Source organism: Arthrobacter terricola (assembly GCF_004354015.1).
GTDB classification, from domain to species: domain Bacteria; phylum Actinomycetota; class Actinomycetes; order Actinomycetales; family Micrococcaceae; genus Arthrobacter; species Arthrobacter terricola.
Window position 1 is genome coordinate 21,005 of sequence record NZ_SMRU01000035.1, and the last position, 26,674, is coordinate 47,678.

General features: G+C 64.5%; 20 protein-coding genes. 12 read left to right on the plus strand and 8 right to left on the minus strand.

Features of this window, described 5'->3' with window-relative positions:
- Positions 1–2 precede the first annotated feature (2 nt).
- The 7 genes from E1809_RS22180 to E1809_RS22210 all read left to right on the plus strand — a co-directional run bounded on the left by E1809_RS22180 (position 3) and on the right by E1809_RS22210 (position 15,791).
- A complete protein-coding gene (locus E1809_RS22180; protein WP_133206414.1) occupies positions 3–1,985 on the plus strand; it encodes a hypothetical protein in 1,983 nt (660 codons plus the stop codon).
- Positions 1,986–2,098: 113 nt separating this feature from the next.
- Positions 2,099–6,127: a type IV secretory system conjugative DNA transfer family protein gene (locus tag E1809_RS22185; protein WP_133206415.1), complete on the plus strand. Its 4,029-nt coding sequence runs from the start codon at positions 2,099–2,101 to the stop codon at positions 6,125–6,127.
- Between the two features lie 153 nt (positions 6,128–6,280).
- On the plus strand, positions 6,281–11,836 hold the full coding sequence (locus tag E1809_RS22190) for a hypothetical protein (RefSeq protein WP_205754303.1): 5,556 nt from the start codon (positions 6,281–6,283) through the stop codon (positions 11,834–11,836).
- A gap of 3 nt (positions 11,837–11,839) precedes the next feature.
- Positions 11,840–13,597, plus strand: a complete 1,758-nt coding sequence (locus E1809_RS22195; protein WP_133206416.1) for a hypothetical protein — start codon at positions 11,840–11,842, stop codon at positions 13,595–13,597.
- A gap of 40 nt (positions 13,598–13,637) precedes the next feature.
- Positions 13,638–13,997, plus strand: a complete 360-nt coding sequence (locus E1809_RS22200) for a hypothetical protein (protein ID WP_133206417.1) — start codon at positions 13,638–13,640, stop codon at positions 13,995–13,997.
- Positions 13,998–14,059: 62 nt separating this feature from the next.
- Positions 14,060–14,380 carry an HU family DNA-binding protein gene (locus E1809_RS22205; RefSeq protein ID WP_205754304.1) on the plus strand — a complete coding sequence of 107 codons (321 nt, stop codon included), beginning with the start codon at positions 14,060–14,062 and terminating at the stop codon, positions 14,378–14,380.
- An 820-nt stretch (positions 14,381–15,200) separates the two neighbouring features.
- Complete coding sequence (locus E1809_RS22210; RefSeq protein ID WP_133206418.1) at positions 15,201–15,791, plus strand: GNAT family N-acetyltransferase; 591 nt, start codon at positions 15,201–15,203, stop codon at positions 15,789–15,791.
- Positions 15,792–16,128: 337 nt separating this feature from the next.
- On the opposite strand, the gene E1809_RS22215 is transcribed toward E1809_RS22210, so the two are convergent.
- A complete protein-coding gene (locus E1809_RS22215; RefSeq protein ID WP_133206419.1) occupies positions 16,129–16,533 on the minus strand; it encodes a hypothetical protein in 405 nt (134 codons plus the stop codon).
- A 257-nt stretch (positions 16,534–16,790) separates the two neighbouring features.
- On the opposite strand from E1809_RS22215, the gene E1809_RS22220 reads away from it, so the two are divergent.
- Entirely contained in the window at positions 16,791–17,045 is a 255-nt protein-coding gene (locus tag E1809_RS22220; RefSeq protein WP_133206420.1) for a hypothetical protein, read from the plus strand.
- A gap of 662 nt (positions 17,046–17,707) precedes the next feature.
- Complete coding sequence (locus E1809_RS22225; RefSeq protein ID WP_133206421.1) at positions 17,708–18,064, plus strand: hypothetical protein; 357 nt, start codon at positions 17,708–17,710, stop codon at positions 18,062–18,064.
- A gap of 350 nt (positions 18,065–18,414) precedes the next feature.
- Here the strand turns inward: E1809_RS22225 and E1809_RS22230 are convergent, their stop codons facing one another.
- The 5 genes from E1809_RS22230 to E1809_RS22250 form a co-directional block, all read right to left on the minus strand.
- Entirely contained in the window at positions 18,415–18,753 is a 339-nt protein-coding gene (locus E1809_RS22230; RefSeq protein WP_133206422.1) for a hypothetical protein, read from the minus strand.
- Positions 18,750–19,448 (minus strand): hypothetical protein, encoded by a 699-nt coding sequence (locus E1809_RS22235; protein ID WP_235835729.1) that lies wholly within the window; start codon positions 19,446–19,448, stop codon positions 18,750–18,752. Before E1809_RS22235 ends, E1809_RS22230 begins: the two co-directional genes overlap by 4 nt.
- A gap of 283 nt (positions 19,449–19,731) precedes the next feature.
- Positions 19,732–19,935 (minus strand): cold-shock protein, encoded by a 204-nt coding sequence (locus E1809_RS22240; RefSeq protein WP_133206423.1) that lies wholly within the window; start codon positions 19,933–19,935, stop codon positions 19,732–19,734.
- Positions 19,936–20,069: 134 nt separating this feature from the next.
- A complete protein-coding gene (locus E1809_RS22245; RefSeq protein ID WP_133206424.1) occupies positions 20,070–21,062 on the minus strand; it encodes an alpha/beta hydrolase in 993 nt (330 codons plus the stop codon).
- Positions 21,063–21,225: 163 nt separating this feature from the next.
- Positions 21,226–22,179 (minus strand): SDR family oxidoreductase, encoded by a 954-nt coding sequence (locus tag E1809_RS22250; protein WP_235835730.1) that lies wholly within the window; start codon positions 22,177–22,179, stop codon positions 21,226–21,228.
- A gap of 104 nt (positions 22,180–22,283) precedes the next feature.
- Here E1809_RS22250 and E1809_RS22255 point away from each other — a divergent pair, with 104 nt between their 5' ends.
- The 3 genes from E1809_RS22255 to E1809_RS22265 all read left to right on the plus strand — a co-directional run bounded on the left by E1809_RS22255 (position 22,284) and on the right by E1809_RS22265 (position 24,466).
- Positions 22,284–22,904, plus strand: coding sequence for a TetR/AcrR family transcriptional regulator (locus E1809_RS22255; protein WP_133206425.1), 621 nt, complete (start codon positions 22,284–22,286; stop codon positions 22,902–22,904).
- Between the two features lie 431 nt (positions 22,905–23,335).
- Positions 23,336–23,650: a hypothetical protein gene (locus E1809_RS22260; protein ID WP_133206426.1), complete on the plus strand. Its 315-nt coding sequence runs from the start codon at positions 23,336–23,338 to the stop codon at positions 23,648–23,650.
- Between the two features lie 225 nt (positions 23,651–23,875).
- Positions 23,876–24,466 (plus strand): GNAT family N-acetyltransferase, encoded by a 591-nt coding sequence (locus E1809_RS22265; protein ID WP_133206427.1) that lies wholly within the window; start codon positions 23,876–23,878, stop codon positions 24,464–24,466.
- A 195-nt stretch (positions 24,467–24,661) separates the two neighbouring features.
- Here E1809_RS22265 and E1809_RS22270 read toward each other — a convergent pair whose 3' ends face one another.
- Complete coding sequence (locus E1809_RS22270; protein WP_133206428.1) at positions 24,662–25,423, minus strand: tyrosine-protein phosphatase; 762 nt, start codon at positions 25,421–25,423, stop codon at positions 24,662–24,664.
- Between the two features lie 128 nt (positions 25,424–25,551).
- Positions 25,552–26,052 (minus strand): NUDIX hydrolase, encoded by a 501-nt coding sequence (locus E1809_RS22275; RefSeq protein WP_308167012.1) that lies wholly within the window; start codon positions 26,050–26,052, stop codon positions 25,552–25,554.
- Positions 26,053–26,674 lie beyond the last annotated feature (622 nt).

Below are 26,674 nucleotides of genomic sequence, written 5' to 3' on the forward strand. Positions count from 1 at the left end.
GCATGAGCATTCTGGCGGCACCAAAACGCGGAGAGCGCCATAAAAAGCCGGACGAACTGCTGTCCTCGGTCGTCCGCGAGACCGCGGTCCCGGCGGCAGTCGAGCTGCTGCGGGGCAACGGCCGCTTCGTGTTCCCCAGCGGCACCGCCTGGGTGATCCTGGTGCTCGCTGCCGAACGCATCGGTGGCTTGAGCCGGAAAAACCGCCGGGACGAGGCAAAGGGCTCGATCATCGAACTGATCGAGGACGACTCGATCCAGACCCTGGCGACCGCGGCCATGCTCGGCGAAGAGGTCTTCGGCATCATCCCGACTCCCCGGACGCTGGAACGCATGGACGAGTTCGGCCTGCTGACCGGCGCGGCCTACTCCTGGGCCGTCGTCTACCAGAACGAGCAGAGCCTGCAGGTCGACCTGGTGGCGGAAGCCACGTTCGGAGATGCACAGGCTGTATCTTCCGGGACGATGCCGCTTGAGGACGCAGTCGGCGACGTCGCCTGGGCCAGGCACAGCGGTGTGGGCACATCCTCGGCTGAGGCTGGACTTGACGCCGCACCGTCGGTTGACGCGGCGATCGACGGCACTTCCGGTGACGACGGCGACCCGCTGTTCGACGAGTCCCCGGAGGCAGGGTCCGACGAAGCGGAGCCTGATTTCCCCTACGCCTTTTTCGAGGGTGAAGACGAGGATGACTCCCCTGCCGTCGACGACGATGTCGAAAGCCTTGATGATTGCGACGGGATCTCCGCTGCGGTGGACGACAGCGAACCGGTAGCCGGCCAGGCGCAGGTGCGCGGGACCCTGGCCCGCCGCTTCCTCAGCGAGGACCTGGATCTGCAGGTCACGCTCGACGAGTTCCTGGTCACCTTCAACCTCGACGCCCCGACCGTGAGGATCGACGTGCCGGAAGGGACGGGCGTCTGGCTGGGCGAGCAGGTCGCCCAGCTCACCCGCCAGGCCAACGCACAGCTGGCCAAGCTGCACGCCGACGGCGAAACCGAACTGCAGGCGCAATTCGTGAACCTGATGGGGCTGCACGCTGAGCAGGTGATCCGCGAAGTCTCCATCGACCGCGTTGACAGCACCTACCGCCGGCTCGCCGACGGGGCGAAGCAGGCGTACCGTGAAGAGCTGGAGAAACGGGAAGAGAAGGCGCGGCAGGCGCAGGCCGGGATTGCACAAGCCTTCGAGCAGACCATCGCACAGATCGGACAGCAGGCCGCCGACCAGGCCCAAATCCAGTACCGCGAACGGAACAAGAGCCGGATCCAGCGCGAACAGGTCGATGCGGCCGCGGCGATCGACGCGAAGATCGAAAACGACTACTCCTACACCCGGCAGGAAATCCTCGGCCTGCGACGCAAGGACGCCGAACGGAAAATGGCGGTCGGAAAGACCCGCATCTTCGAAGTCCTGGTCGAGCGGCAGCAGGAAAACCTGGCAGCCGAGCGCACTCTGCTCCTCGACCTCACCAGCGGGATCCAGCGGATCATCGACGAAAACCGGAAAAACGACATCTCCCGGGCCGAGGCCCTCGCCACCGAACAGGCCACCGTCGACCGGGTGGGCGCGCTGGAACACGAACACGCAAGCATCGTGGAGCGGCTGCGCGCGGAGCACGGCGTCAGCCTGCGCCGCTCCGAGGAAGAGTTCGAGCGCTCACGCAAGGCGGCCATCGAGCAGATGCAGGCCCGCGACGAGGAATGGCAGCACAGCTTGAACCTGGAGAAAGCCCGGACCGCATCGCAGACGGCCCGTGTCGCCGACCTTCTTGCCCAGATGGACCACATGGGCAGTGCGTTCAAGAAGCAGTACGACGACCGCGTCAATGAACTGCAGGCGGACCGTGCGACTTACGTCAACGACCTGGAACGGGCGAATACGATGCAGGCCCGGTCCAACAAAGTCCTGACCGCCCTGGTGGTGGCACTGTCGCTTTTGATGGCGGCAGCCGGATTCATCGCCGGCGCACTCCTGGTGCGCTGAGCATCAGGACGCAGGCAGCAGTCGACCGCGACGACCTCGCACGGGGCAGGGCATCACCTGGGCGCCGTGGTCGTTTCTGAACCAACGGGCCACGCGACGAAACGAGGGTCATCATGGCACGGGCAAAGGCCAAAGCCGCAAAGCCGACCGCGAGCAGCTGGGACAAGATCTCGGCGCAGGATCCAGCCCAGACGCTTGGGAACCGCGAGGTTCACGACGGACAGCAGCTGGACCGGGGCCGGCTGCAGAGGAAGCAGACGAATACCACCGGGCGGGTCGCCGCGATCGTCGCCGGTGTTTTGGTGGCCGCCGCGGCGTGGGCCCTCTACTCGGTGATCGCCATGGCCGTCACCGGACTGGGGTCGATCACCGCGGACCTGGGAACGGGCGGCGGGAGCAACAGCCGGTACTACGTGGAGTCGGCGACGTCGGGTGCGGACGGTGGCTCCGTGAAGTGCTACCAGCCGCTGGATAAGCGCGGCCAGCCGGCCGGGAAGTGTGCTCCGGCGCTCACGGATGTTCCCGTGCCGGACTGGTACAAGGCAAAGCAGCCCGGCGGCCACTCCCTGGGCGGCACGACGGTTCCCGGCGGGACGACGCTCGGAGCCCAGCTGGCCGAGGTGTCGCTGCTCAAGCTGTGCGTCGCAGGCGGTTCGGGGCTGCTGATTGCCCTTGTCATCGGCTCGTGGAGCGCGAAACGTGTCGCGACAGTGAACCTGATGGCGGACACCACTGACATCAACCAGCATGAAGGCGACCAGCACATCGCACTGCCCGAGGAGATCCAGCGCAAGTTCGACTGGTTCCCGGACGCCGGCGCACACTCCGGTGTGCAGGTCAGCTCAATGATCAGCCACGTGATGCTGGAGAAGAAGGGATTGAAGCAGGTCGGGATCACCAGGCGGGCCGAGACGGACATCATTGACCGGGACGGGAACATCCTCTACTACGCCGGCGAGGCGGTGTACGACGACAACGGCGAACCGCTCCTCGACACGCTGCCGATCATCGACGAAGAATTCGGTGCCGCCTTGTTCGAAAGCTCAGGGCTGAAGGACAAAACGAAACAGAAGAAGTACCGCGCGACGGACATTCCCTACAACGGGGACGGCAGGAACCGGGACAAGCTCGGGAAGCACAAGGACGTGGCCGGACTGATCAACGCCGACTGGGAACTCCCGCCCTACGAGCGGCAGAGGCCGGCCGGGGCATACATCGTGGACACCGCCCCTGTGAACACCATGGTCCTCGCGATCACCCGGGCCGGGAAGGGACAGACCTATATCGAGCCCACCCTCGACATGTGGAGCCGCGAGAAGAACCCGTCCAACATGGTCGTCAATGACCCCAAGGGCGAACTGCTGGTGAAAAACTACGTCCCGCTCGTGATGCGGGGCTTCCAGCCGGTTCAGTTCAACCTGATCAACTCCGGGAAGACCGACATCTACAACCCGCTCATGCTTGCCGCGGACAAGGCCCGCGAGGGCGACTTCAACAAGTGCGCCCAGTTTGTCGAGGCCATCGCCAACGACTTTTTTCCGGTCGACGGCGGCGAGGACCCGGTGTGGCCGAACGCCGCGAACAACGCCTTCAAGCGTGCCGCGTACGGCTTGATCGACTTCTACCTCGAGGAGGAGCGCGAACTGCGGGAAACCGCTGCGGCGACCGGCATGGATCCCGCGGTACTGGAGCAAAAGCTCGATGACCTGTGGGGCAAGGTCAGCTTGTACAACTGCTACCAGCTGTTCGTGCAGCTGACCAGCAAGAAGCTCAAGAACCCCGAAGCCGAGCTCGAAAGGCGGGTGAAGAACGGCGACTTCGAAGGCGACGACGCAGGGCTCGAAGCGGCGCAGGAGGAGGCCGCGCGCCAGGCGTTCCTGTGGGAGGGCAAGGCGGAGCAGGACATGCTCACGCTCTACTTCAACGCCACGGAGGCGCTGCCGCGCAACAACATGCGCACGATGATCGGCAACGCGGACAACGCCCTGCGTGCCATGGCCGGCGCGGAGAAGATGCTGGCCTCGGTCTACGGCATCGCCATCACGGCCATGTCGTTCTTCACCGATCCGACGATCTCCACCCTTACCTCAGGCAAGCCCTCGCAGAACACCGACCTGGCGGGCCTGAGCTTCCCCCGCCGTCTGGGCGTCCGCTTTGCCATGGGCTATGTGAAGCGGGACCACCTGGTCGGCAAGCTGGCCGTCTGGTCCGCCTACGCAGACGGGAAGTTCACCCGCCCTCTGGGAGAGGATTTCGACCACGAGGAGATCATCGGCCGGGAAGGCTGGGCCAGGTACAACTTCAAGGGGATCTTCCCGGCGGACGACGCCTGGCTCAAGCTGGAACTCGTGAACCCGCAAAGCAAGATGCTCGTGCGCACCTTCTACTTCCGGTTCACCAAGAGCTATGCGCTCTCGCTCAGCGGCCGCCACTATGTGACAGAGTCCGTGACCGGCAGGAAGATGGTCAAGAACGGCGTGCTGCGCGAGGTGCGGCCGGTACGGGAAAGCTGCAACGCCGACGGCGCCATGACGAGGTACCAGGCCGGAGAGACGACGTATCCCCGGGACCGTCTTGATCTGACGGCATCCGGCAGCCCCGAGAAAGTCACGGTCCAGGCACGGGCGATCACGCAGACGATGACCCGGTACAGCGAGTCGCCGAAGGCCGTGTTCCTGGTGACGCCGCCGCACCTCACCTCGTACGCGAAGCTGCTGCTGATCTGCGTCAAGCAACTGGTCGATGTCAGCTTCGATCAGTCGTACATGACGAAGGCCAACCAGAAGCCCCTGTACCGGACCAGGTACATGCTCGACGAGCTCGGAAACCTGCAGAGCGACGGCCACGGCATCGCCGGCTTGGAGACCATGCTGTCGATCGGGCTGGGCCAGGAGCAGCAGTTCACGCTCATCCTGCAGACCCTCCAACAACTCAGGGATGTATACGGCCAGTCGGTCGACAAAGTGGTCCAAGGCAATACAGCGAACATCGTCTTCCTGAAGTCCACCGACGATACGATGATCGAGACACTGGAGAAAATGAGCGGCACACGGCATGTCTCCTATGTCGACTCCAAGACGGTGACCAAGAACATGGAGAAGATGGTCGGCGGGCAGACCGACGGCGAGGTGTCCTACACGATGAGCACCACCAAGGAGCCGTTGATCTCGTACAACGACATGGCCTTCATCAACGAGCGCAACTCGATTGTCTTCCGCGCCGGCGACGCGCCCGTCTGGAACAGGAACGAGACCATCCTGCCCATGTCCCATATGCTGCTGGGCCACAGCACCGGGAAAAACCTTGTGCACCCGGGGCATGAGTACTCCCTGCAGACGATTCCGACGCTGAGTACCGCCATGGAATTCGACGTCCAGAAGAACCAGCCGGACTTCGCCAGGATGCTCGGCAAGCGGATCAAGCAGGCGGTCTTCGCCGCGGACGCGAAAAAGGTCTTCGCCGAAAGCTACGGCTACACCGATGTCGACATCGCACGCCTTGACCAGGACGTCTACAGCGAAGAGGTCATGCAGATCGTCCGGATGCGCGTCAATGTCGACGAAGGCCGGGATCCGCACGCGATTCCGGAGGTGGATGCCGACGACCTGGCGGCCGGGTACATCTTCGACGACGAGAACGTCGTCGACAACGTCGAGCTCGCCGCCGAAGTTACCGGGCTGAAGGCCCGGAGGGATGCCTGGGCCAGGAAGATCTACGCAGAAGGCACGATCAGCAAGGACATGCTGGTCACGTTCCCTGATGGAGCGGCGCGCGTGAAGAGCCTGGACAGGCAGATCAGCGAGGCCTACAAGGCGTCGCTGACCGAACTTCACCAGGACCGGGATCACTTCTCCGTGGGCGCTGACGGCGAACTGCGCAGTGCCGATGGTTCACGGGTCTACATCACGGCCCTTCGCTCGGCCCAGTTCACCGAAGCCGCCGGCAAGCTCAATGCCGCGGCCGCGGCAGCCGGCTCCCGCGTGTACGCCGAGGACGAGCTTGATTCTGACGAGCTGCACGCAATCGCGACCCTGGAGATCTCGGCGGACTTCTACACGTTCCTGGCATCCCTGCCGGGCTGGGAGCAACTGGCCGGCGGCGCCTTCGACCGGGCCATGGCGATTGAGATGACAGCCGCATAAAGTGCGCAACCGCTGTGAACCCCGTGCCGCGGTCCGCAAGGTCGGGGCGCGGGTTTCACTCACTTATGACTCATTTCTTGAGTCATTATTAATAGTCATGAGTTATGATCTATCGATAGATATGTTCCGATCACTCCGGCGGAGGCGATAGACATGAAAAAGGGACACGGGCTGCGGCGGTACTTCTACGAATACACCGTCCACCAGGCCATCGGACTCCTCCGGGAAAAGACCGGGCAGGTGGTCCCGGTCTCGCAGGCGAAGCGGATCCGGGAGCGGTTGGATGAGCAGCTCCGGCAGCAGAACGGCATGACAGTCGCGGATCCCCGGCTGGGGGTCCGGGACTTCCTCGATGCGCTGGATGCTGCGATCCAGGAGTCCGTTCCTGCAGCGGAACCGGTTTTCGCAACGCATTCCGGCCAGGACCGGCTCTTCGTGCAGATGCAGGCTCAGTTCATGCGGGTAGCCGGGCTGGGGCCGGACAACAGCCGGCCGGCGGCACTTCCGATCAGCCCCTACGACCCGGAGTGGTCCCGGCGGGCAACGGTCAAGGGCGCGGGCACCAGGCTGAGCTATCTGCCGGACGCGACCATCGAGCAGGACATGGACGGCGAGACCAGCCGCGCCGCGGCACCGGAGCACGGAAACGCGGCGCTGTTCACTTACGACGGTACGGGGAAGTTCGTCGAAGCCGGTCCGGCCATGACCGATGACGACGCGTCGGGACTGACCGCTTTGCGGGACTTCATGAGCGTCAAGGACTACCGGCAGGTCCGTGCGTGGGTGATCGACGGAGGCCGGGATCAGTCAGGCCGGATCGACCGCAACCGTTTCATGTCCACCGCCGCAGTGGACCGCTCCGTGGCGATGCTGCGGGAGCTGCAGGCCCAGGGACTGGGCTACGAGGTACGCCGCGACAGCAATCCGGGGCAGATCAAGGCCCGGATTTCCGGCACGGGCATGGAAATCAGGCTCACCGACTCCCGCTTCGGCGAGGACTACGCCGGGGCCCGCGTCTACGACAATGGCGTCACCGTTCGCTACTCGACCAACCACAAGGTCGAAGGAGGTGTCGCGTCCTACTCCCCCGGCCCCGCCGAAGCCGTGGACCTGCTGCGTTTCGCCCAGGGCCGCGCGGTGGCACGCCGGGATCACCCGGAGTTGCTCGCCGGACAGTCCGGCATGACCCACACCGAGATGGTGCGCAAAGGCCGTGGCGGTCCCCTGGAACCGGCGGAATTCGAGGACAGCTACCACGTCGACAAGGACTCCGTCTTCGTCATCAAGGACTACGCCGTTCCCGGCCAGCCCCGGCGCGAAGGCTCGAAGGTGGTGCTCCGCCGCGAGGGCAGGAACCGCACCCTGCCGGAGTTTTTCGTCAGCGCCGAACCGGCAGAGCAGTACCTTCGGACGGCCGTGGAGACTGCCCGGGCGAACCTGTCGGTGTCACTGGACGCCGGCGGCCTGATCGGGCACTTCGAGCAGCAGCGGGCCGAAGGCCTGAATCTGGTCGAATTCCAGGCTCCGGAGTTCTCCAGCGATCCCGACATCGCGGCGATCCAGCGTTCCTACTGGGATGTCATGACCGGGGCGCGTCAGGAACTGCTTCGTCCCGGAGCCACCGAGCAGATGTACGAACATCGCCTCGGCATGATCGGCGAACTCCAGGCGGCCGAAGGGGGCATCCCGGACTTCGGCAACCTCGTCTACGGCGGAACGCCCGCCGAAAAGGTGCAGGCACACGCCGAGGAGGTGCTCGACGAATTGATCGGCAGCTATGACCTGCAGACCCGGCTGGTTGACGGCGTCATCGTTGACCAGCGTTTCGATCCGCTCCGCGTCGCCAGGTACATGACCAGTTCCAAGGGCCAGTGGTCGAACCTCGACGAGCTCGCCCAGGCGCTGCGCAGGATGGGCATCGAAGCCGGTGAGATCCGCGGCACCGGCTTCCAGGCCGACCGCTTCAAGGACCGGCTTGTCCGGTTCGATGCGACCCTCGCGCTTCCGCTGGAAGACCATGGTTCCCCGTTCATCCGGCGGATGGGCGCGACGGTCCGGGCGTGCCTTGCCCGGAACGCGACCGAACCCCTGGAAGTTCTCATTGACGAGCGCGGCGTCATCAGGTGGACCGCGGAGAAGATGCGCCGCGACGGCTCGACTGCGCAGATGAGCGGCGAGATCGGCCAGATCTTCGACATCGGCGCGCACGGGGAGATCATCACCCGGTTCGCCAGCGGCGACAACGGGCTGATCGTTCCCGGCTACGAAGCCCGGATCGCCGCACAGCTTCCCGGCCAGACGAAGACCGTGGAGGAACGCACCATGCTGCGCGGCTACGAGCAGGCGATGGTCGAACGGATCGAATTCCAGCTCGCCAACGACCTGATCCAGGGCCGCAGCGAAGTCGGCGAAGGCGCGTCACTGAACCGTGTGTACGCGCAGCTGTACGGCACCAGGCATCCGGCCGATTTCATCGAACGGTCCCTGGACGCAGAGGGCCGGCTGGACGGGTGGACCGCCTCGATCCTGGCGACCGAGGCACGGCGCGTGCGCTATCCGAACGAGATCAAACAGGGTTCGACCGTGTACGCGGAATACCAGGCCGGCAGGGCCGACGTTGATCCGGCCGACGACAACCATTTCGATGCCTGGACGCTGACCGGCGGCCGCAACATGGCCGTGCTCACCGGCAGCGACCGCAACGGCGTGCCGGGAGCCGGCGGCTTCTTCGATCCGGTCATGACGGGCGGCGCCACCAACCAGGGCATCGTGCGGTACCTGACCGAAGACGCCCGGGTCACGGCTGATGGCCGGATCATTCCCGGGGACCCGGGAACCCGCAGCGGCGCCCGGACGCCGCTGATGAACCGGCCCGAGCTGGCCACGCTACAGTATGACCCGTTCGACCGGCAGCAGATGACTGCCGCCACGCTGATGCAGTCCTCGGCCATCACCCGGCCCACAGGCACGGCCATGATGACCTTCGGCGGCTGGACAGCCGACGATCCGATCGTCGTCAGCCGGGAATTCGCGCAGGCCAACCAAATCCGCGGCGCCGGGGGCGGGCTCCGTGGCCTGGTCGTCGGCGACAAGCTCTCCGACCTGCACGGCAACAAAGGAGTCATCTCCCTCATCGTCGACCGGGACATGGATCCAGGTGAAGCCGTCAAACACGGCATCGGGCAGGAGGTCGCGTGGTTCAGGAAAAACAGCCGGCTGGATGTGGTGATGAGCCCGTTCTCCCTGATCTCGCGTCGCAATGCCGGATCGGCCCGGGAGCTCATGGGCGGCCCGGTCGGCGCCATCGACCGCCCGTTCCCGGACGCCGACGGCTCGACCCCGCCCCCGGGCCACGGCGCACTGGGCGAAATGCGCTTCATCGTCACGCACATGGCCGTCGACGAGAAGACCAAAGTCTATGACGACGACGCGGTGCTTTCCGGCAAGGGACGCAAGGCATCCTCGCAGCTGGCCTGGGCGCTCGGCGCCCGGGACTGCCCGGCGATCATGAAGGAGTTCTACGGCCACAACGCCGGCGCCGAGGCGAACCTGCGCGAGTACATGCTCAGCGTGGGCCTCGACATGGAAGCGGACGGCACTCTCCATGTGATCGGACGCGGCAACGATCACACCGGGTCGGCGCCTGAGCCGGTCGATGCCCGGCCGGGCCGGCGGCTCTTCCGGATGCCCGGACTGGTGCATGTCAAGGGCGGCGGGCTGCACACGCTGGCCATGCGCCGGTCCTTCGGCTCGCTCATCGGAGACAAAGGCGGCGATTTGGAGATCCCGTTCCCGCTGAGCTACCCGACCGGAGAACAGACGCAGCAGCTCACCGGTACCAGCTGGAAGATGCCGGTGCTCAGCTCCCACCTGCGTTCCGGCCAGGAATTCGACGACGGATCGGTGGTCACGCACGACTACACGAACCGCTACCTGGACATCCACGAACAGGCGTGCCGCTACCGGGCAGCCCGGGAGAAGCTTGCCGACGCTTCGCTGACGCAGGCCAAGCGCGAAGAGCAGCTGAAGATCATCACCGACGCCCCACGGAACGCCCAACGCAGCTTCCAGGCGATCACGACAGACCTTCAAACCCGGGTGTTCAGCGGCAAGCACAATGCCTTCAAATCCGGGCTCATGTCCAGCCGTCTCGCCGACTCCGCAACAGCCGTGTGGACCGCCGATCCCCGGCTGGACATCGATCAGATAGCCCTCTCCCCCGTCATGGCCGCACAGCTCGGGTTCATCGAAGGCGACCACGCTCTGGTCTGGCGCGATCCCGTGCTGCGCGACGCCGGTGTCCGCTACCTCCGCGTAGCCATCGACGAACGGCTCACGGGCGTTGCCATCAACCCGGTGATGGACCAGTGCTTCGATGGCGACTTCGACGGCGACGCCGTCGCTGTCGTGAAGCTCCACAGCGAAGCAGCGAAGGCCGAAGCCATGGCGAAGCTCTCCGTGCCGGCCAACCTGCTCGACACCGGAGTGCGCAGCGAGGACGGCACCCATCCGTTCGCGCTGCAGGTTTCGCTCGATACCCGGGTGGCGCTGTCCAGGAGCGCACAGCTGAGGCAGGAGCTGGACAGCCTGAGCGGAGAGACGAACCTGATCGCCCGGGAAGGTGCCGGGGAAGACCCGGCGACCACCCGCGCCCGGCAGGACGACGTGGCCGGGCAGCTCAGCGACTTCTACCGTGCGGCCCAGCGCGGCGAGTTCGGCACGGCGCTCTCGTTCGCGGACCTGCAGGCCCACCTCAACTCCGTCCGCGACGTCTGCGTAACGACCGGGGCCAAGGGAAGCCCCGCCAAGCTCATGGACTATGCACGGTACCTCGGTGGCCGCGACGGCGTGTCGGGCATCAGCCGGAAGGACCAGGAAGCGTCGATGTTCGCCACGGCAATCAAGGCCCACGGCACCGGCCTGGGCGGCATGTACAGCCAGCGGGCCGTCCGGGCACTGCGGAACGTGGACCTGAAGGCGGTCCTGGAGGTCACCTATCCCGTGACGCAAAGCATCCTGCAGGCCAAGCACGACGCGGCCGAGGCGCGGCACAAGTACGAGATGCTCCAGGGCCCGGGCCGTGAACTGTGGCGTGGACGCCTGATGGAGCATCCGGGCCCGGGCGCATGGCGGCCCGTGTTCGACAACGGTCAGCCGGTGCAGGCCACCAGGGACCAATGGAAGGCACAGTTCATCGACTTCTACTCCGCCAAGGACGGCTTCAACGTCACCGTCAACCCCGAATACGTCGAACGCGTCGCCGCAGCGCTGGAAGACCCGGCGTCCGGACGGATCCGGAACCTGGAGGATGATCCGGCGCTGCAGGGCTCGCTGATGGACCGGATGGCCTACGGCGGCACGCTCGAGGACCTGATCACGGCGGCCGGGAAACACGAGAACCTCTTCGACGGCGGGAAAAACGAGCAGTTCTGCGCCCTGCCGACCCGGCGGTCCCGCCGGGAGGCGGAAGCCCGGCACCAGGACGAACGTCATGCGGCAGGAGTGATCGCCGATGCGCTGATCAAGCGCGACGTCATGCCTGCGGACCTGGAGTCCGCCCAGGCCCGCGGCGAGCGGAAGCGGTCCCGGCACGCCGTGGCGGCGGGCACCAGGACACCGCACCGTACGCCGCCCAGGGTCCATACGCCGCCGGCTGTTCCCGCCACCGATGTCACCGGTGCCGGCAACGACTACGGAATGGGAGCGTAAGCGATGACTTCCACAGCAACCGGCCGGGGACCGAAGGCCCTGCCCGTCACCGACCCTGTCCGCGGGCCGGTGTATCCGTCCTACACCGGACCGGCGGGGAACGAACCACCCGTGGACGCTGAATGGTGGGAGGACGTTCCAGCCTCCTCCCCCGGCGGATCCGGATGGCGTGAAAGCTGGGACCGGGCGCGGGAATTCTTCGCCACGCGCTCCCGGCGCCGCCAGGAGGAACAAGACCGCGAACGGGAGGCGAAGCGCGGGCGGATGAACCAGGCCGGTGAGTTGTCCGGGCGCGAACAACTGATGCTTCTGCGCGGGAACATCCGTGCCGCCGGCGAGGACTACATGGACTCGTTGAGGCGTTCGAAAATCCACGCCCCCGGTTTCAATGATGATGAGCGCTTCGGGATGCTGGACATGGCACAGCGGATCTATGTCCAGCAGATGGTGACGGTGGGCATGGAACCGCTGCAGAACGGAGTCAACCCCGCGTCCGTTGTCCGCGTCATGTCGACCATGGCGGCGATGTACCTGCTGTCGTCCACGTTCAGGGAGGTCGTCGACGAAAAGCTCGAGCCGGTGTCGAAAGCAATCCAGGCCCGGATCGACGCCAAGGCCGAGTCGACGGTGAACCGGGCACAGCAGAAAGCCGCCGCAGTGAACGACCGGATCGACCGGCGCAATGGGAAGCGCCGGGCGGACGGAAAGGACGGGAAACAGCACGTCGACGCCCGGACGTATGTCGCCGGCAGATGGCAGAAACGCTACGACGAGCTGAGATACCGTGAGCGCGGCCACCGGGAAATGTACACCGCCCGGTCCGCCGGCCTGACCGAGATGGCCCTGACCGAGAATGCCTTCCACGCCCTGCGTGAACCCGGTGCGAAGGCCGACAGGATCATGTCCAGCTACACGGCCATGATCAGCAGGCTCTACCGGCAGGCCGGGGAAGACGGCCTGGCACGCGAAGAGGTCGCCGAGGCCTCACGGATCGTGCTCGGCGAACGGCTGCGGCAGGATCCCCGCATCCGGCTGATGTTCGACGGCCTGGCCCACGGCCAGCACCGCATGGCGCCGCCACGGGAGGAACGCGTCGCCGGGACGAGCCAGGTTCAAAACGTCTGGCGCGGCTACTTCGAAGACTACACGGGAAAGCCGGTGGATCCGACCCGCTACGAGACGCTGCTGGACAAGCAGGGCAACCCGCTGACCGATGACGAGGGTGAGGCCCTGCCGCCCCGGGTGGCCGGGGCGTTCACCCTGCGTGAGCAGATGGGAGACAAGGCCCACCGCGACCGGATGCAGGTCGCCATGACGATGACCTTGATGCAGGCAGCCGAGCGCGGCGACCTGACCGCCTTCAACCAGGATCTGGCCGCCTACATGGGAGGCTGCATCGCCAGCGCACGCACGTTCGACGGCGACGGCCTGCCCGAGCCGCTGCAGGAGCGCCTGTTCCAGTCGCGCACGATGCAGGCCGCAATGGACGTCGACGGAATCAAGCCCAGGCAGCAGCGGGTGATCTACTCCCAGGCATATGCGGAAGCGACGGCGGCCATCGACAGCGCCTACCCGGAGTTCGCTGTGCGCTGGCGGGAAAAGTGCGGCGCGGGCTGGCAGCGGTTCACCGGGCAGGTCGGGGTGGACCCGGAAGCAGCATACAAACGGTGGGCGGAGCAACAGGAGACCTGTGAACAACGGAAGCCCGGTCGAGGGCACAACGCTCCCGGGCCGGCCGGCCATGACGACTGCCAGCGCTAAGAAACCACCGAGTGCGAAACCAGGATGGAGTGTTCCGACGATGAGCAACAGACAAGGCAACGGCCTGCCCCGCCCGGGTGAGACGGCCCTCGGGTTCGGCTTTGTCACCGCAGAGGACCGGGCGAAATGGGATCAGGCGCGGCAGTACCAGCGGCAGAAGCAGCCGTCCGCGGCCAAAGAGTTCCTGACATCCGCGATGCGCGCGCTGACCCGTGTCCAGCGCGAGGTCGGCAAAGCCAGGATGCAGGCGATGTACCGTGCACAGGCAGAGCACGAGAACGACATGGTGTTGACCATTGCCAGGCCACAGCGCCGGACAGTGGGCGACGTCGAAGCCGGGATGGCCGGCACCCCGGAGCGGGATTCCCGCTCCCGGCTGGACGAGGGACCCGGGTTCTGAGCCTCGGAACGGCTGCCTGTCGAACTGACAGGGAAATACGGACCTACGGGGAAAGCCATTGATTGAAAGAAGGCGACGGGAATGAGCATCGTGACGACCGGGCAACCGCGTATCTCCAAGCGCGAGTTCATCGCGCGCGTGGCAGCCGGGGCGGCTGGTCCGTCACCACGGTGAGCTCCCTGTACGAGGCATTGTTCAGTGAGCTGACGGAGGCTGTCTCCCACGGCGAAGTCGTCATGCTCACCAATGTCGGCCGCTTCTACCGGCAGGACCACAAAGGCCACAAAGTCCGTTTCGGAAAGCAGGACATCGACGGCTATCCGGTGATGAAGTTCTCCGCTTCGCCGAGCCTGAACCGGCAGCTTGACAGCCCGGACGGGTAACCCGCGGTCGACAGGCCCGGCTGGAGCTCCACCTGTCCGGTGAAGCTTCCCCGGCTGCATAAAGGTCCCCGTCGAGGTGGACGGCGTGACCCCCCGGGAAGGCGGTGATCGCCGGGGCGTTCTGTGACAAACGGATCGCAAACGGTTTTGCAGGAGAACCCGGCGGAAATCAGCCGGCGGGAGGCCGGACTGACCGGGCGGTGCGGGGTGCCTTGGTGCCCGTCCATGGTGGCAGATCATGGGGGCAACCCCCAGGAAGTCGGCCGCCAGGCGCGTCGCGTGTCCGGTCTTCCGCCGAGCAATCAGTGACAGCACGGCAATGATGAGCGCAAGAACGATAGCAGGGACAATCCACAGCGGATTCCGGGTGGCGGACGTTCCTTCCACGCCGACGATCAACGCCGGCAGACCACCACCGGCGGTGAGGGCTGCCGCGAAGGCATAGTTCCGGGCGTCCGCGCGCATGTTCCCCGCAGCTGCACCGAAGCTGTTGATGAGCCGGGCACGTATTGATTTCGCTCCGGCCAGTTCGAGGTTCGTCTCATTGATCGCACCGGCCGCGGCAGCTGCCCGGCAGGAGGACTTCAGGGCCGCCACCCGCAACAACGTCTTTTTCAAGGCGGTGAATTGCTCTGGCCGCCCCCAAGGCTGTGAATCGCAGCGGTAAGTGGCGTGTTTTTCGCAGCGCTAAATGTCACCCATAGGCTTCGTTAGCCGATCCCTCAGCGCTTCCCGACTTGGCAGCAGAGCACAGATCTTTGGACCGGTGGCCGACGGGACGACTCGACGGCTACCTAGCGCCCGGTCATAGGATGGCGAAATGACCTTCGCCCAGCCCGTGACCCTGACCGGAAGCTACGTGACACTCGAGCCCTTGGCCGAGGAACACCTGGATGGTTTGTGCCAGGCCGTGGAAGACGGTCAGATGTGGAACACCTGGTTCACGCGCATTCCGGCACCGGATCAGATGATGGCGGAGATTCAGAAAAGACGTGCGCTCCAGGAGGCGGGGACGATGGCGCCTTGGACCATCCGGCGGAACGATACCGGTGATATTTGCGGGATGACCACGTTCTGCAATATCAGGGCCGATAACCGGCGGCTGGAGATCGGTTCGACCTGGTTGGCCAAGAGTGCACAGCGCACCGCCGTCAACACCGAAGCGAAGCTACTCCAGCTCAGCCGCGCCTTCGAATCCCTGGACTGCATCGCGGTGGAATTCAGAACCCACTGGCACAACCACGCGTCGCGGGCGGCTGTTGCCAGGTTGGGTGCCAAGCAGGACGGAATCCTGCGCAACCACGACCTGTGGCGCGACGGCACGGTGCGCGACGTCGTGGTGTTCTCCATCATCGACAGCGAGTGGAAAACAGTGAAGTTGTCACTCGAACAGATGCTCACCAGGAGCTGAAGCCGCCTGCCAGGCCGGTGAGCCCGCCGGGCACCGGCCGTATTCCGGTCAGATGATTCCCGTGAAATCCGGCTCGACGTTCGGCGTAAGGGACAGCCGGCGCGGGCGCTCCCGCCGGCTAGGCTTCACGGTTGCATCGTCAGCAGTCTGTTAATTCTTCCGTCGGCCGAAGCCCCATCCAGGGGCCAATGGCCCTCCGTCTTCAAATAAGTTCCTCATGGCCCGCAGAATCCGTCGCCACGGATTGCCTTCCGAGGTCACCTTGCCCATGGGAAAGCGTAGACCACATTTCCGCCACGCCCCCGGGGCCAGATGGAAGCCTGCCCTGGCACCCTGGTCAGGGGAACAGCTGTCCCAAGGCTTGGTCGAGTGCAGCGAGGTTGTAGTGAAGGCGGTGCCACAGCCGTCGCGCCCGCTCCAGCCGGCCCGCGTTCAAGGAGGCCTGGATCAGACGGCCGTCCCGTTCAACCTGACGGGCTCCCGCCCTCGAGGCCAGTGCCGCCAGGGCAACGACGGCTCCTCCGGCTGCCCCGAGGTTGCCAGCGTCCAAGGTCGCGCCCAGAACGCGTACGTGCTCCCGCAACATATCCACCGTGTTTGCCAGGAAGCGTTGTGCTTCGCCTTCCGGGAAGTGCTCCTTAATGAGCGCTCCAATGCGGGCCGGGTCGAGCACTATCTCCCGGTTCCGAAGCGCGGGGTTGAAACGGCCGGGGTCCTTCTCTGGCGGGAGCATCGACGGCATTTCCTCCTTGGGTCGGAGCCGGGGTTTCATTGCATCCTACTGACCGTCCTAGCTTCGTCCGGGAGAGTGTCCGCATGCCGGTCACGGGACGGGAATGGTGCCTGCGGAGCTTACGGCATCCTCATGGCTTCCTGACCCATCCGCACGTGGGGCCAGGCAGCGGGCCGGAGTCCGGCGGTCCGGCCGCACGTCCTCCTGAACGACCTCGTGTATGGTGTTGAGCTCGTACAACGCACAACGACGCAAAGGGGAGCGTGATGACCCGTCCGGCCTACGTCTTTCAGTCCTTCGGCCTTGACGGGGTCGCCTACCTCGTCACGTGCGGAAATCACAACAAGGCCCGTCTATTCGACGGACTGGAGTCAGCCCTAAGCTACGCACGAAAACACAACAACAAGCACCATCAGGGCGCGGTCCCGCAGCTCCACACCTGGAACACCAAACAGGTCGAACTACGAGAGCAGTCTCCCAAGGCTCGGAAACGGAACCCTGGACCCGTACGGGTCGGCTAGCCGTTGTGATCCGGGCTCCGTCCGACTCAGGTATGAGAAGCCATCCCCACACCAGTGTCGACATCTCCACCCTGTGACTGGTGTCCTCGTTGGCGGTTAGGTCGCTTCTTCAAATGGCCGTTGCGCTGCGCTTGTCGACGTTTCCGCGCCAGCTAGCAAGCGCGGCACGGTCCTTGCTGCCAAGCGCTGCCGCCCTGATGAAGCCGTCCAGATCAAGGCCGGCCAGAGCTGCGCGGAAAGCTCCCTCCGTTGTCGTTCCGTAGCGGGCGCAGAGTTCATTAAGCAGCGGTTCGACATTGTTCCTATTGCTGCTGGCGGCTCGCAAATCGCCCAGTCGGGGCGCCCCCCGCCGCGGAAAGTCTGAGCCTGTGGGCGGTTTTCCCGGTCCCGGATCGCCCTTGTCGCCTGGAGATGGGTGTTTCCCCTTCGATTCTCGGATTGACGTCGGGAGGTTCGCTGGAACGGCTGGGGCGAAAGCGTCAATCTGAGACCGGCATGCGGGAGGTTTGTTGTCCGGTGAGGCCATGCCTCACCCGGACACGCGGTCTTTGGTGCAATAAGGGTCGTTCCCGTGACGTGTTCCGTCGCGTCGACGTTTTTGGGATGCCTTCCAGAGGCTCCTTTATGTTGGTTTCAAAGCTCATAACCGGAAGGGGCAACGGATGCTCGGTTTCGATGTATCGGTCTATTACTACGACGGCCAAGGAAAACGGCAGAGCCTCGCGAGCTGGTCCGCACACGGTCTTGACTGGATCAACGAGTTGGTGACCGGGAACCGTGCGGCGCTTGTTCAGGACAGTGGAGGGTACCCATACGTGTACGAAGTGGCTGCGGCAGAGGTCATTGCCATTTTTTCACTTTCGGAGCGCGCGGCACTGGACCGACGTCTTACCCGCAAGGGCGGATCAGGGGACTGGAACCAGACGCCATTGCCTCGGGGCGGGACCATCAACGACGAGGGCATTGCGATGTGCCCCGGGGACACGAAGCTCACGGTAGAGGCATGGGACCAGTCCTGATTTGGCCGCACCGTCGTGAGTATCGCCGGCGGAAGCTTACGTTGGGCAGACCAGGCCTGGCTCACGAGTTGGATGGCCCGATGGCCGCTCCTGTGCGGACCCGCCATAGGCAGGCCGCGGATCAATTGTGCAATCGGGTGTCGTGATAGTCCTTTCCCGCTGAAAAGGGGTTCCCCGGATCAGCAGGATTTCTTCCTTGTGAGGAGCTCGAGTGGCCGCAGGGCCGGAGGCGAGGGGCGGTGAGACTCACAAAACTCAGAGGCACTCACCGGATCGGCAGCCGTTGGCTACACGCACGGTTGCCGGCCGGCCGGTCACTGCGGGTACAAGCCGTGCCCCAACGGCTTGGATTATTTTGTGGCGTTCGGGTGGTGGGTGTGGACATCGATGAGGACCACGGTTCCGTCGTGGACGTAGAACCAGATCCTCGCACCATTGGAGAGCTCATACTGTCGCCTGCGGTGGGTTGCCCCTTTGTGGGTGACGAACTCCAGATCGCCTTTCATGCCATGACAGGTCAGGTCGTTGCTCAAGGGATCTTTGGTCAGGCGCTCCCATGCCTCCACGACCGTGTTGCGTTGCACGGCGAGAACATCAGTCCATCCCTTGCTCGCATTTGTCGTCCCGAAAACAATTTCGTGTTCGGTACGACGCAGCGGACGGTGGACGGTCTCCTTCTTCGGGCTCACTCTCCGGCCCGCGGGTCAGCAACCGTTTCGGAATCATCCAGCCAATCAAGCTGGTCGTCAGGTGTGTACCCGGCCGCGATCGCTTCGGCCGTCGCCCTCCATTCGGCCAGCACGACGAACAGCCGCTCAAAGCTGGAGACGGCGGCGCAGGCGCGGGCCACTTCCACGATCTCGGTCGCAAAGCGTTCACGGTGTTCGTGCGGCAGGAAACCCAACCACGGGAACGGCGCAAGCAATCTTTCGGCAAAGCTCTCTTCGCCAGGCGCCAGCGACGCAGCCACCAGGTTCGCCGCAAGGCGCAGCGCGTCGTGCTCCTGCTCGATCGTGCTCGACCGGACCAGTGTCAGGGGTTCACCATCGCGGCGTGTAATCGTGACGGGGCCTTCTTCAGCGGCGCGGAAGACCTGCGCCGGGTTCCGCGACAAGTCCGAGGATGTGGCTGAGCGGCTGTGCGTGACGATAGACATAAACCCATTATTCTGAATATGTTCAGAATGTGCAAGTGGGGTCTGGTCGATCACTGGTCCTGGCCTGAGGTTCCATTCGGCTTGCTGGACGGCCAATGCTTGATTGGATGCGCTCTTCGTCGGTTTCGATGCTGCGATCAGGGTGCACCAACCCCCATCGATGGCTCCGAGAAGCCCCGCCGCAGCGGGTACCAACATGCTTGCCAACTGGAAGTTAGTCGTATCCACTTTTTAAGGCTAGGCAGGTCCGGCTCGATCTGGGTCATGAATCCAACCTAATCCGCGGCGCTGACACCCTTGATCGAGTTGTCCAGACACTGTCTGGACAACTGAGATTCGCGATGACTTGGACGGGTCGCGCCGGGTGCCTTGGGCGCTACAGCTCTTGGCTGAACCGGAGTGTCGGAGGTCTATTTGCTTTCCGGGGGCGAACGGGTGCCAGTACCGAGGGTTCCGGTCATGGCGAGAGACTGGCCGGCGGATGGGCTGACCAGTCTCTCTTGTTGGACCGTTAGATTGCCTGGATGTTCTCCGCCTGGGGTCCTTTGGGTCCTTGGGTGATGTCGAACTGAACCTTCTGGTTCTCCTCCAGCGAGCGGTAGCCGCGTGAAGCGATTGCCGAATAGTGTGCGAACACGTCAGGGCCTCCGTTGTCCGGGGCGATGAAGCCGAAGCCTTTTTCGGCGTTGAACCACTTGACAGTACCTGTTGCCATTCCCGTTTCCTTCACGGGCCGCTGGTCGGTTCCGCTTCTCGGAAAAGCCGTCCCTGCCACCCCCACGACGAGCCTATGTGTCGGTCTCCGGTTTTCGAAGTCGGCTGCACGGAATGTCCGGGCGTCGTCGCCGGTTATTGAGCAGTCGGCGTTGCCGGGGCCTCCGTGAGGAGCCGGGCGAGGTAGTCGTTCAGGGTGTGGTGGAAGCTCGCCGCGAGGTGGGACTGCGGGGCGAACATGTCGAAGGCGTGGTAGGCGCCGGGGTAGAGGTGCAGCTCGACGGGGACGCCGTGGGCGCGCAGGCCCGCGGCGTAGTCGAGGTTTTCGTCGCGGAAGACGTCGAGTTCACCGACGCCGATGAAGGTCGGGGGCAGGCCGGCGAGGTCGGTCGCCCGGGCGGCGGCGCTGTAGGGCATGACGTCTTCGGTGCCGGCGCGGTCTCCGAGGATCGCCTGCCAGGCAAGGAGGTTGGTCGAGCGGTCCCAGATGCCAATGTCGGTGATCTCGCGGCTGGAGTCGGTGGTGTTGCGGTCGTCGAGCATCGGGTACATCAGTAGCTGGAACAGGGGGGTGGCTGCGCCGCGGTCGCGGATCAGCAGGGCGGTGGCGGCGGCGATGCCTCCACCACCGCTCTGGCCGGCCAGGCCGATCCGGGTGGGGTCGAGGCCGAGATCGGTGGCGTTGTCGCTGATCCACCGGTAGGCGGTGTATCCGTCCTCGGCGGCGCCGGGCGCGGGGGTTTCCGGGGCCAGCCGATAGTCGACGCTGACAATGGCGCAGCCGAGTGCCGCGGACAGCGGCTTGAGCCAGGGGGTGTCCTGCGCGGCGAAGCCGAGCACCTGCCCGCCGCCGTGGAACCACACGAGGACAGGCGCCGGTCCGGGCGCGTTCTGCGGACGCAGCAGGACGACCGGGACGTCGGGGCCTTCGGCGCGCGGCACCTGGATCTCGTCGGCGGTGACGGTGGGCTCGTCGGGGATGGTGCTGGCGATGGATTCGGCGAGCGTGCGGACGGCCTGGCGGGTGGCGGGGATGTCGGTCAGGTCGAAGACGCCGTTCGGGCCGATCGGAATGGTCTGGAGTGCTGCGGCTAGTTCGCTGTCGATCGCGGGACGGGAGCGGGGCATGGTTCTTCCTTCCTGGGTGGGGTCTGCGTGGGGGCATGGGAGGGTGGTCAGGCCGTCGGTGCGGCGAGGTGGTCGCCGCTCTCCAGGTCTTTGAGCAGGCCGGGGTGGCTGGGGACCAGCCACCCCGGGCCTGAAATGGGGCGTGATGGAGATGGTGGCGGGCTCAGTTCGTGGTGGTCGGCGGGGCGTCGAAGTAGTGGCCCTGGCCGAGGTCCTCGATGAGGCCGGGCTGGACGGGCTCCCAGCCGAGGAGGTCCTGGGTCCGCGTGCTCGAGGACGGGTTGTCGGCCTGGGCATGGGCGCTCAGGAAGCCGAAGTGGGCCTCGGCCTCCGTCGGCGGGATGCTGACCACGGGCAGGTTCAGCCCGCGGCCGATGCCCTCGGTGATCTGGCGGAAGGTGATCCCCTCGTCGCCGACGGCGTGCAGCCGTGACCCCGCTGGCGCGGATTCCAGGGCCAGCCGGTACAGGCGTGCCGCATCCAGCGTGTGCACGGCGGGCCAGCGGTTGGCCCCGTCGCCGACATAGGCGGCAACGCCCTTGGACCGGGCGATGGAGATGAAGGTCGGGATGAAGCCATTGCGGTCGAGCGTGCTGTGCACGGTCGGTGTGAGCCGGACAACGGAGGAGCGGATGCCGCGTTCGGTGAGTGCGACCACCGCGTTCTCGGCGTCGATCCGCGGACCTGCGTCGAGCGCGTAGTCCTCGGTGAGGGCGTCCTGCAGTCCCGCGAAGGCGAACAGCGCTGTTCCCGACGTGGTCACCAGCGGCTTGCCGGTGCCGGCGAGTGCGTCCCCGAGCGCCTCGATTGCGCGCAGATCCGCTGCGACCGCGCCGTCGAAGTCGCCGGAGAACATGGCGTCGTGCTTGAAGGCCAGGTGGATGACACCGTCGGCTGCTGCGGCGGCCGCGGCGAGGCCGTTGAGATCGTCGAGGTCGCCTCGGTGCACCCCGGCACCGGCAGCTATCAGCGCGGCAGCGGCCTTGTCCGAGCGGGCTAGGCCCACGACCTGGTGTCCCGCTGCGAGGAGTTCGGGGACGACGGCGGAGCCAATGTGTCCGGAGGCTCCGGTGACGAATACGTGCATGGTGTGCCCTTCCTGTTGTGGGCTCTCCACCGGGGGGAGTCCTGATGTCAGTTCGTGACATCACTGTAGCACCCATGTCAGGTTCTGTCATCACTTGGATGTCAGTTTCTGTCATCGCGGTGTAGGATCGTAGCATGAGCCGATGGAAACCTGACGGACGGGGCCGCCTGGAGAAGGCGGCGCTGGAGCTCTACAACCACAAGGGCTTCGAGGCCACCACCGTCGCGGAGATCGCGGGCCGCGCCGGACTCACCGAACGGACGTTCTACCGGCACTTCGCCGACAAACGGGCGGTCCTCTTCCCCAGCGACAACCCCCTCCCCGCCATCCTCGCGGACGCCACGGCCAGCGCCCCCGTCCCGCTGCCACCGCTGGAGGTGGTCACCCATGCCCTGATCGAAGCCGCTCCCGTCTACGAAGAGCGCGAGGACCTGGTGCGGCAACGCCAGGCCGTCATCGCCGCCAACCCCGAACTCCAGGAACGCGAACTAGCCAAACTCGCCGCCCTCGCCGCGACCCTCACCCAGGCGCTGCGCGAACGCGGTCTGGACACCACCACCGCAGCACTCGCCGCGGAAATCGGGATCGCCGCGTTCAAAGTCGCCTACGAACGCTGGATCAACGACCCCGACGAGCACACCCTCGCCCAGCACATTCGGGAAACCCTGGACACCGCCAAGCACCTCACCACGCCCGCCGAACACGCCGCCGCGACAGACAACGTGAGCTTCACCGGCCAGCAGGGAACGGCATGAAAGCGTAGGCACCCTGAGCAAGGAGCCCGCGGGCTATCCGCCCTCGCGGTCTCTGTGCCGGTCGCGCAGCTGCCGCAGTCCCGAAACCGGCGGCCGGATAAAGGGGTAAAGGCCCAGGAAGTCGATGCGGCCGTATGCGCAGACAGCCAGGCGAGCAACTCGTCGATGGCGGGGAAGCCGTTGGCGTCCAGCACGTAGTGCGCATCGCGCCTAGTCGCGACGACGACCTTGGTGCCGCAGGTGGTGTGCTGGTCGGTCACGTGGGTTGTACGTCGAGAGCCCTTCGTGGGCGAACGCCACGTCCCCCGGGGGCACCGTGAAGAATCGGAACAGATCCTCCCGCCCGATCCCCGCAGACCCGCCAGCGGCACATGTCGTGTCTATACTCGTCTGTACTCGCTCCCGCGGAATTCGGGGTAGTGCAGACGAGTATGGACACGGAGGCCAACCAAACATCACAGGACATCTACATCACGCCTCTGCGAATTTATTCCTTGGGATCGATTAAAGTTGACCTTAGCGTTTGGGCTCTTTACAGCAGCCAAACGAAGGCGGCGCCGATCGTCGTAGGCCGGGGGCAGACAGTGATGTTCACATTGAAAGAGAATATCGCCTGGTCAGTGGACCAGGACATCAATGTTTGGATGCTCAACCCGGGATTTACGAAAGTGACATACGCGGCCCAGCCGTATGCCAGCACCTGCTCCGTGCAAGCCAACTGGGGCCTGACCATCAACAACCGCTGAGCCGATTTACCGCGGCAATTCCGCTGGCCGGCCCAAATCCAGGCGTCTCGGAAATACCCAGAACACGCTATGAGACACAAATGAGCAGTGAGACGACTTTCTGTGTGAATCGCAGCGATAAGTGGCCGCATTTTCGCGGCGCTAAATGTCACTACTGATGATCGTTTGACGATCGGCTAACGGGACTACTCAACGGCTTTAGACGTTTGGCCATAGGATTGCGAAATGACCTTCGCTGAGCCCGTGGCCCTGACCGGAAGCTATGTGACACTCGAGCCTTTGGCCGAGGAACACCTGGATGGTTTGTGTCAAGCCGTGGAAGACGGTCAGATGTGGAACACCTGGTTCACACGCATTCCGGCACCGGATCAGATGATGGCGGAGATTCACAAAAGACGTGCGCTCCAGGAAACGGGGACCATGGCGCCTTGGACCATCCGCCGCAATGACACCGGTGACATTTGCGGGATGACCACATTCTGCAATATCAGGGCCGATAACCGGCGGCTGGAGATCGGTTCGACCTGGTTGGCCAAGAGCGCACAGCGCACCGCCGTCAACACCGAAGCGAAGCTTCTCCAGCTCACCCACGCCTTCGAAACCCTTGACTGCATCGCGGTGGAATTCAGAACCCACTGGCACAACCACGCCTCGCGCGCGGCTGTTGCCCGATTGGGTGCCAAGCAAGACGGAATCCTGCGCAACCACGACCTGTGGCGCGACGGCACGGTGCGCGACGTCGTTGTGTTCTCCATCATCGACAGCGAATGGAAAACAGTGAAGCTGTCACTGCAACAGATGCTTACCAGACGCTGAACCACTAGGCCGGCTTGTCAGTTCTGCCGTCGACCGAAGCCCCATCCGGGCGCCAACGGGCCTCCGTCTGCAAATAAGTTCCTCAGCGCATGGAGGATCCGTCGCCACAAACTTCTCTCTGAGGTCACGTGGAAAGCGTACATCGGGATATTTGCGGTTTGACTGTCAACTTCGGTTGGCGGGAAAACCGCAGCTTCAAATGGCGCTTTCTGCGCGAAGGTTTTCTGTGTTGCCGCGCCAGGTGGCAAGTGCGGCATGGTCCTGATGGCTAAGCCCTGCCGCCTCGATGAATTCGTCCAGGTCGAAGCCTGCCAACGCAGTCCTGAAGGCACCTTCCGTGGTGGTGCCATGGCGTTCGCAGAGTTCATTGAGCAGGGGTTCGACATTGTTCCGGTTGCTGCTGGCTGCTCGCAGGTCGCCCAGCCTCACGGTTTCAAGGTAGTCATCGACGATGGCCTCATGGTGGACGTCTATGGCCGAGAGCAGAAGCATGGCTATGATCCCGGTCCGGTCTCTGCCTCCCATGCAATGGAAAAGGACACCACCGGGCGGGGCGTTCACGATCGAGGACAGGGCGGTGCCTGCTCGTTCGGGCATCGCTTTGAGGTGGGGTAGGAAATAGAGTGCGGTGCCCACCAGCCCGTTGTCCCAGTAGTCCGCCCAGAACTCGGTGTTCTCAAGGCCGTCGAGATCGACGTGGATCGTGGTGAGCCAGTCGGGGCGCTTCTGGGCGTCCGTGTCACGCTCGCGTTGTTGGCGGAGGTCAACGATGGTGCGGATCCCGGCGTCGTAGAGGTGTTGCCATCCCGCCGGGGTAAGCCAGTCGACGTTTTCGCTTCGGAAAAATACCCCGCGCGGTGTGAAGGTTCCATCCGCGCGCCTGAGTCCACCGAGATCGCGGGCGTTGACCAGCCCGTCGGCTTGCAGGACGCGGTCGCTGCCATCTGATGTTTCCATGCCCCCAAGTAAAACAAACGGGAGCTGGGCCGCCTGTCACCAAATATCCGCTGTCTCTGGATTGGCCGTCGAGTGGACGGCGAATCAATGCAAATGCCTCCATTCAATGCGGCAAAAAGCCGTAGCCGTTAATAGGTCCTCTGTTGTTCTGCAAACCGGGCGATCGCAGTCGCATCCGGTTTGTGGAACGTTCGCCAGTCAGAGCGGACGTCGACCCAGCGCGCGGGTTGGCCATCCTCCGGTACGAGTTCCGTTGTGGGGTCGGCGGTCGTCCAGTAAGACAGGTTCAGTGTCGCTGTCCAGTCTGAGCGGTATGAGCGGGCAGCCGCGAAAGCCGGGCGGTCGGCAATAAGGAGTTCAATGCCGGTCTCTTCCGCAAGCTCGCGAATCGCCCCCTCGCGCGGCGTCTCGCCGGGTTCCACCCGTCCGCCGGGAGGTACGAGGCCTCGCCAGCGGTGCTGAACGACGAGTATGCGTTGGAAGTCCGGCGAGAACACCCATACATCGGCCGCCAGCGGGCGCGGGTCCATAAGCCATTCGGACTGGAACCAGTTCAGGAGTCCTTCTTCTGCTTTGTGCGCGATGGATACGTCATGGATGGCCGCGTCAACGCCCCGTTTGTCGTGCACTGCTTGCTCCTGTCGATTGGTTCGCGCGGCAATTGTAGGCACAGCGGTCTCCACTGAGGTCGGCCAAACCAGTCCCTTACTTTGAGTCGTCGTCACTGGCTATTCACACCATTGATCGTCGCCGACCACTCGAAGGTCCAAAGCTTCTGATTGGTAAGTGATCCGCCGACTTTTCGATCTGCCTCACAAACGACCGTCCATGGAACACTCACCGGCCGACTCGGCAAACGCGGCGTGTCGTGTTCCATGGGCCGTGTCCGAGAGCTATGTACTCTCAGGCGCGTCCACGGTACATTTCTCGGCATGGCGTTGGTCGGATACGTCAGATAGTTGAGCATGAGACGTGTCCACCCGAACTCGTGTCACTCGATGCCGGCGGTAAGTCGGTATCAAACGCTGGGCGCAGCACGACTTCGTGTCTCACGGCAGTACTGAGTCAGATGTTGGCGCTTCACGCCGCGTCCTGTCCCTGGGGAGACCGGAACTAGGGCTACCGAGTATTGACAGCCATGGGTAAACAGCGTCCTATGTGAGAACGGAAGATCGCGCTGTATTCTGGCGCGTCCTCTTGGTAGTCGGTGACCGTGCAAAGGACTCGGACGAATGGCACAAGAAACGCTTC

Bases quoted from the DNA above. Each gene is read 5' to 3' on its own strand.
- E1809_RS22180 (WP_133206414.1), top strand. From the start codon at position 3: ATGAGCATTCTGGCGGCACCAAAACGCGGAGAGCGCCATAAAAAGCCG.
- E1809_RS22185 (WP_133206415.1), top strand. From the start codon at position 2,099: ATGGCACGGGCAAAGGCCAAAGCCGCAAAGCCGACCGCGAGCAGCTGG.
- E1809_RS22190 (WP_205754303.1), top strand. From the start codon at position 6,281: ATGAAAAAGGGACACGGGCTGCGGCGGTACTTCTACGAATACACCGTC.
- E1809_RS22195 (WP_133206416.1), top strand. From the start codon at position 11,840: ATGACTTCCACAGCAACCGGCCGGGGACCGAAGGCCCTGCCCGTCACC.
- E1809_RS22200 (WP_133206417.1), top strand. From the start codon at position 13,638: ATGAGCAACAGACAAGGCAACGGCCTGCCCCGCCCGGGTGAGACGGCC.
- E1809_RS22210 (WP_133206418.1), top strand. From the start codon at position 15,201: ATGACCTTCGCCCAGCCCGTGACCCTGACCGGAAGCTACGTGACACTC.
- E1809_RS22215 (WP_133206419.1), bottom strand. From the start codon at position 16,533: ATGCCGTCGATGCTCCCGCCAGAGAAGGACCCCGGCCGTTTCAACCCC.
- E1809_RS22220 (WP_133206420.1), top strand. From the start codon at position 16,791: ATGACCCGTCCGGCCTACGTCTTTCAGTCCTTCGGCCTTGACGGGGTC.
- E1809_RS22225 (WP_133206421.1), top strand. From the start codon at position 17,708: ATGCTCGGTTTCGATGTATCGGTCTATTACTACGACGGCCAAGGAAAA.
- E1809_RS22240 (WP_133206423.1), bottom strand. From the start codon at position 19,935: ATGGCAACAGGTACTGTCAAGTGGTTCAACGCCGAAAAAGGCTTCGGC.
- E1809_RS22245 (WP_133206424.1), bottom strand. From the start codon at position 21,062: ATGCCCCGCTCCCGTCCCGCGATCGACAGCGAACTAGCCGCAGCACTC.
- E1809_RS22255 (WP_133206425.1), top strand. From the start codon at position 22,284: ATGAGCCGATGGAAACCTGACGGACGGGGCCGCCTGGAGAAGGCGGCG.
- E1809_RS22260 (WP_133206426.1), top strand. From the start codon at position 23,336: ATGGACACGGAGGCCAACCAAACATCACAGGACATCTACATCACGCCT.
- E1809_RS22265 (WP_133206427.1), top strand. From the start codon at position 23,876: ATGACCTTCGCTGAGCCCGTGGCCCTGACCGGAAGCTATGTGACACTC.
- E1809_RS22270 (WP_133206428.1), bottom strand. From the start codon at position 25,423: ATGGAAACATCAGATGGCAGCGACCGCGTCCTGCAAGCCGACGGGCTG.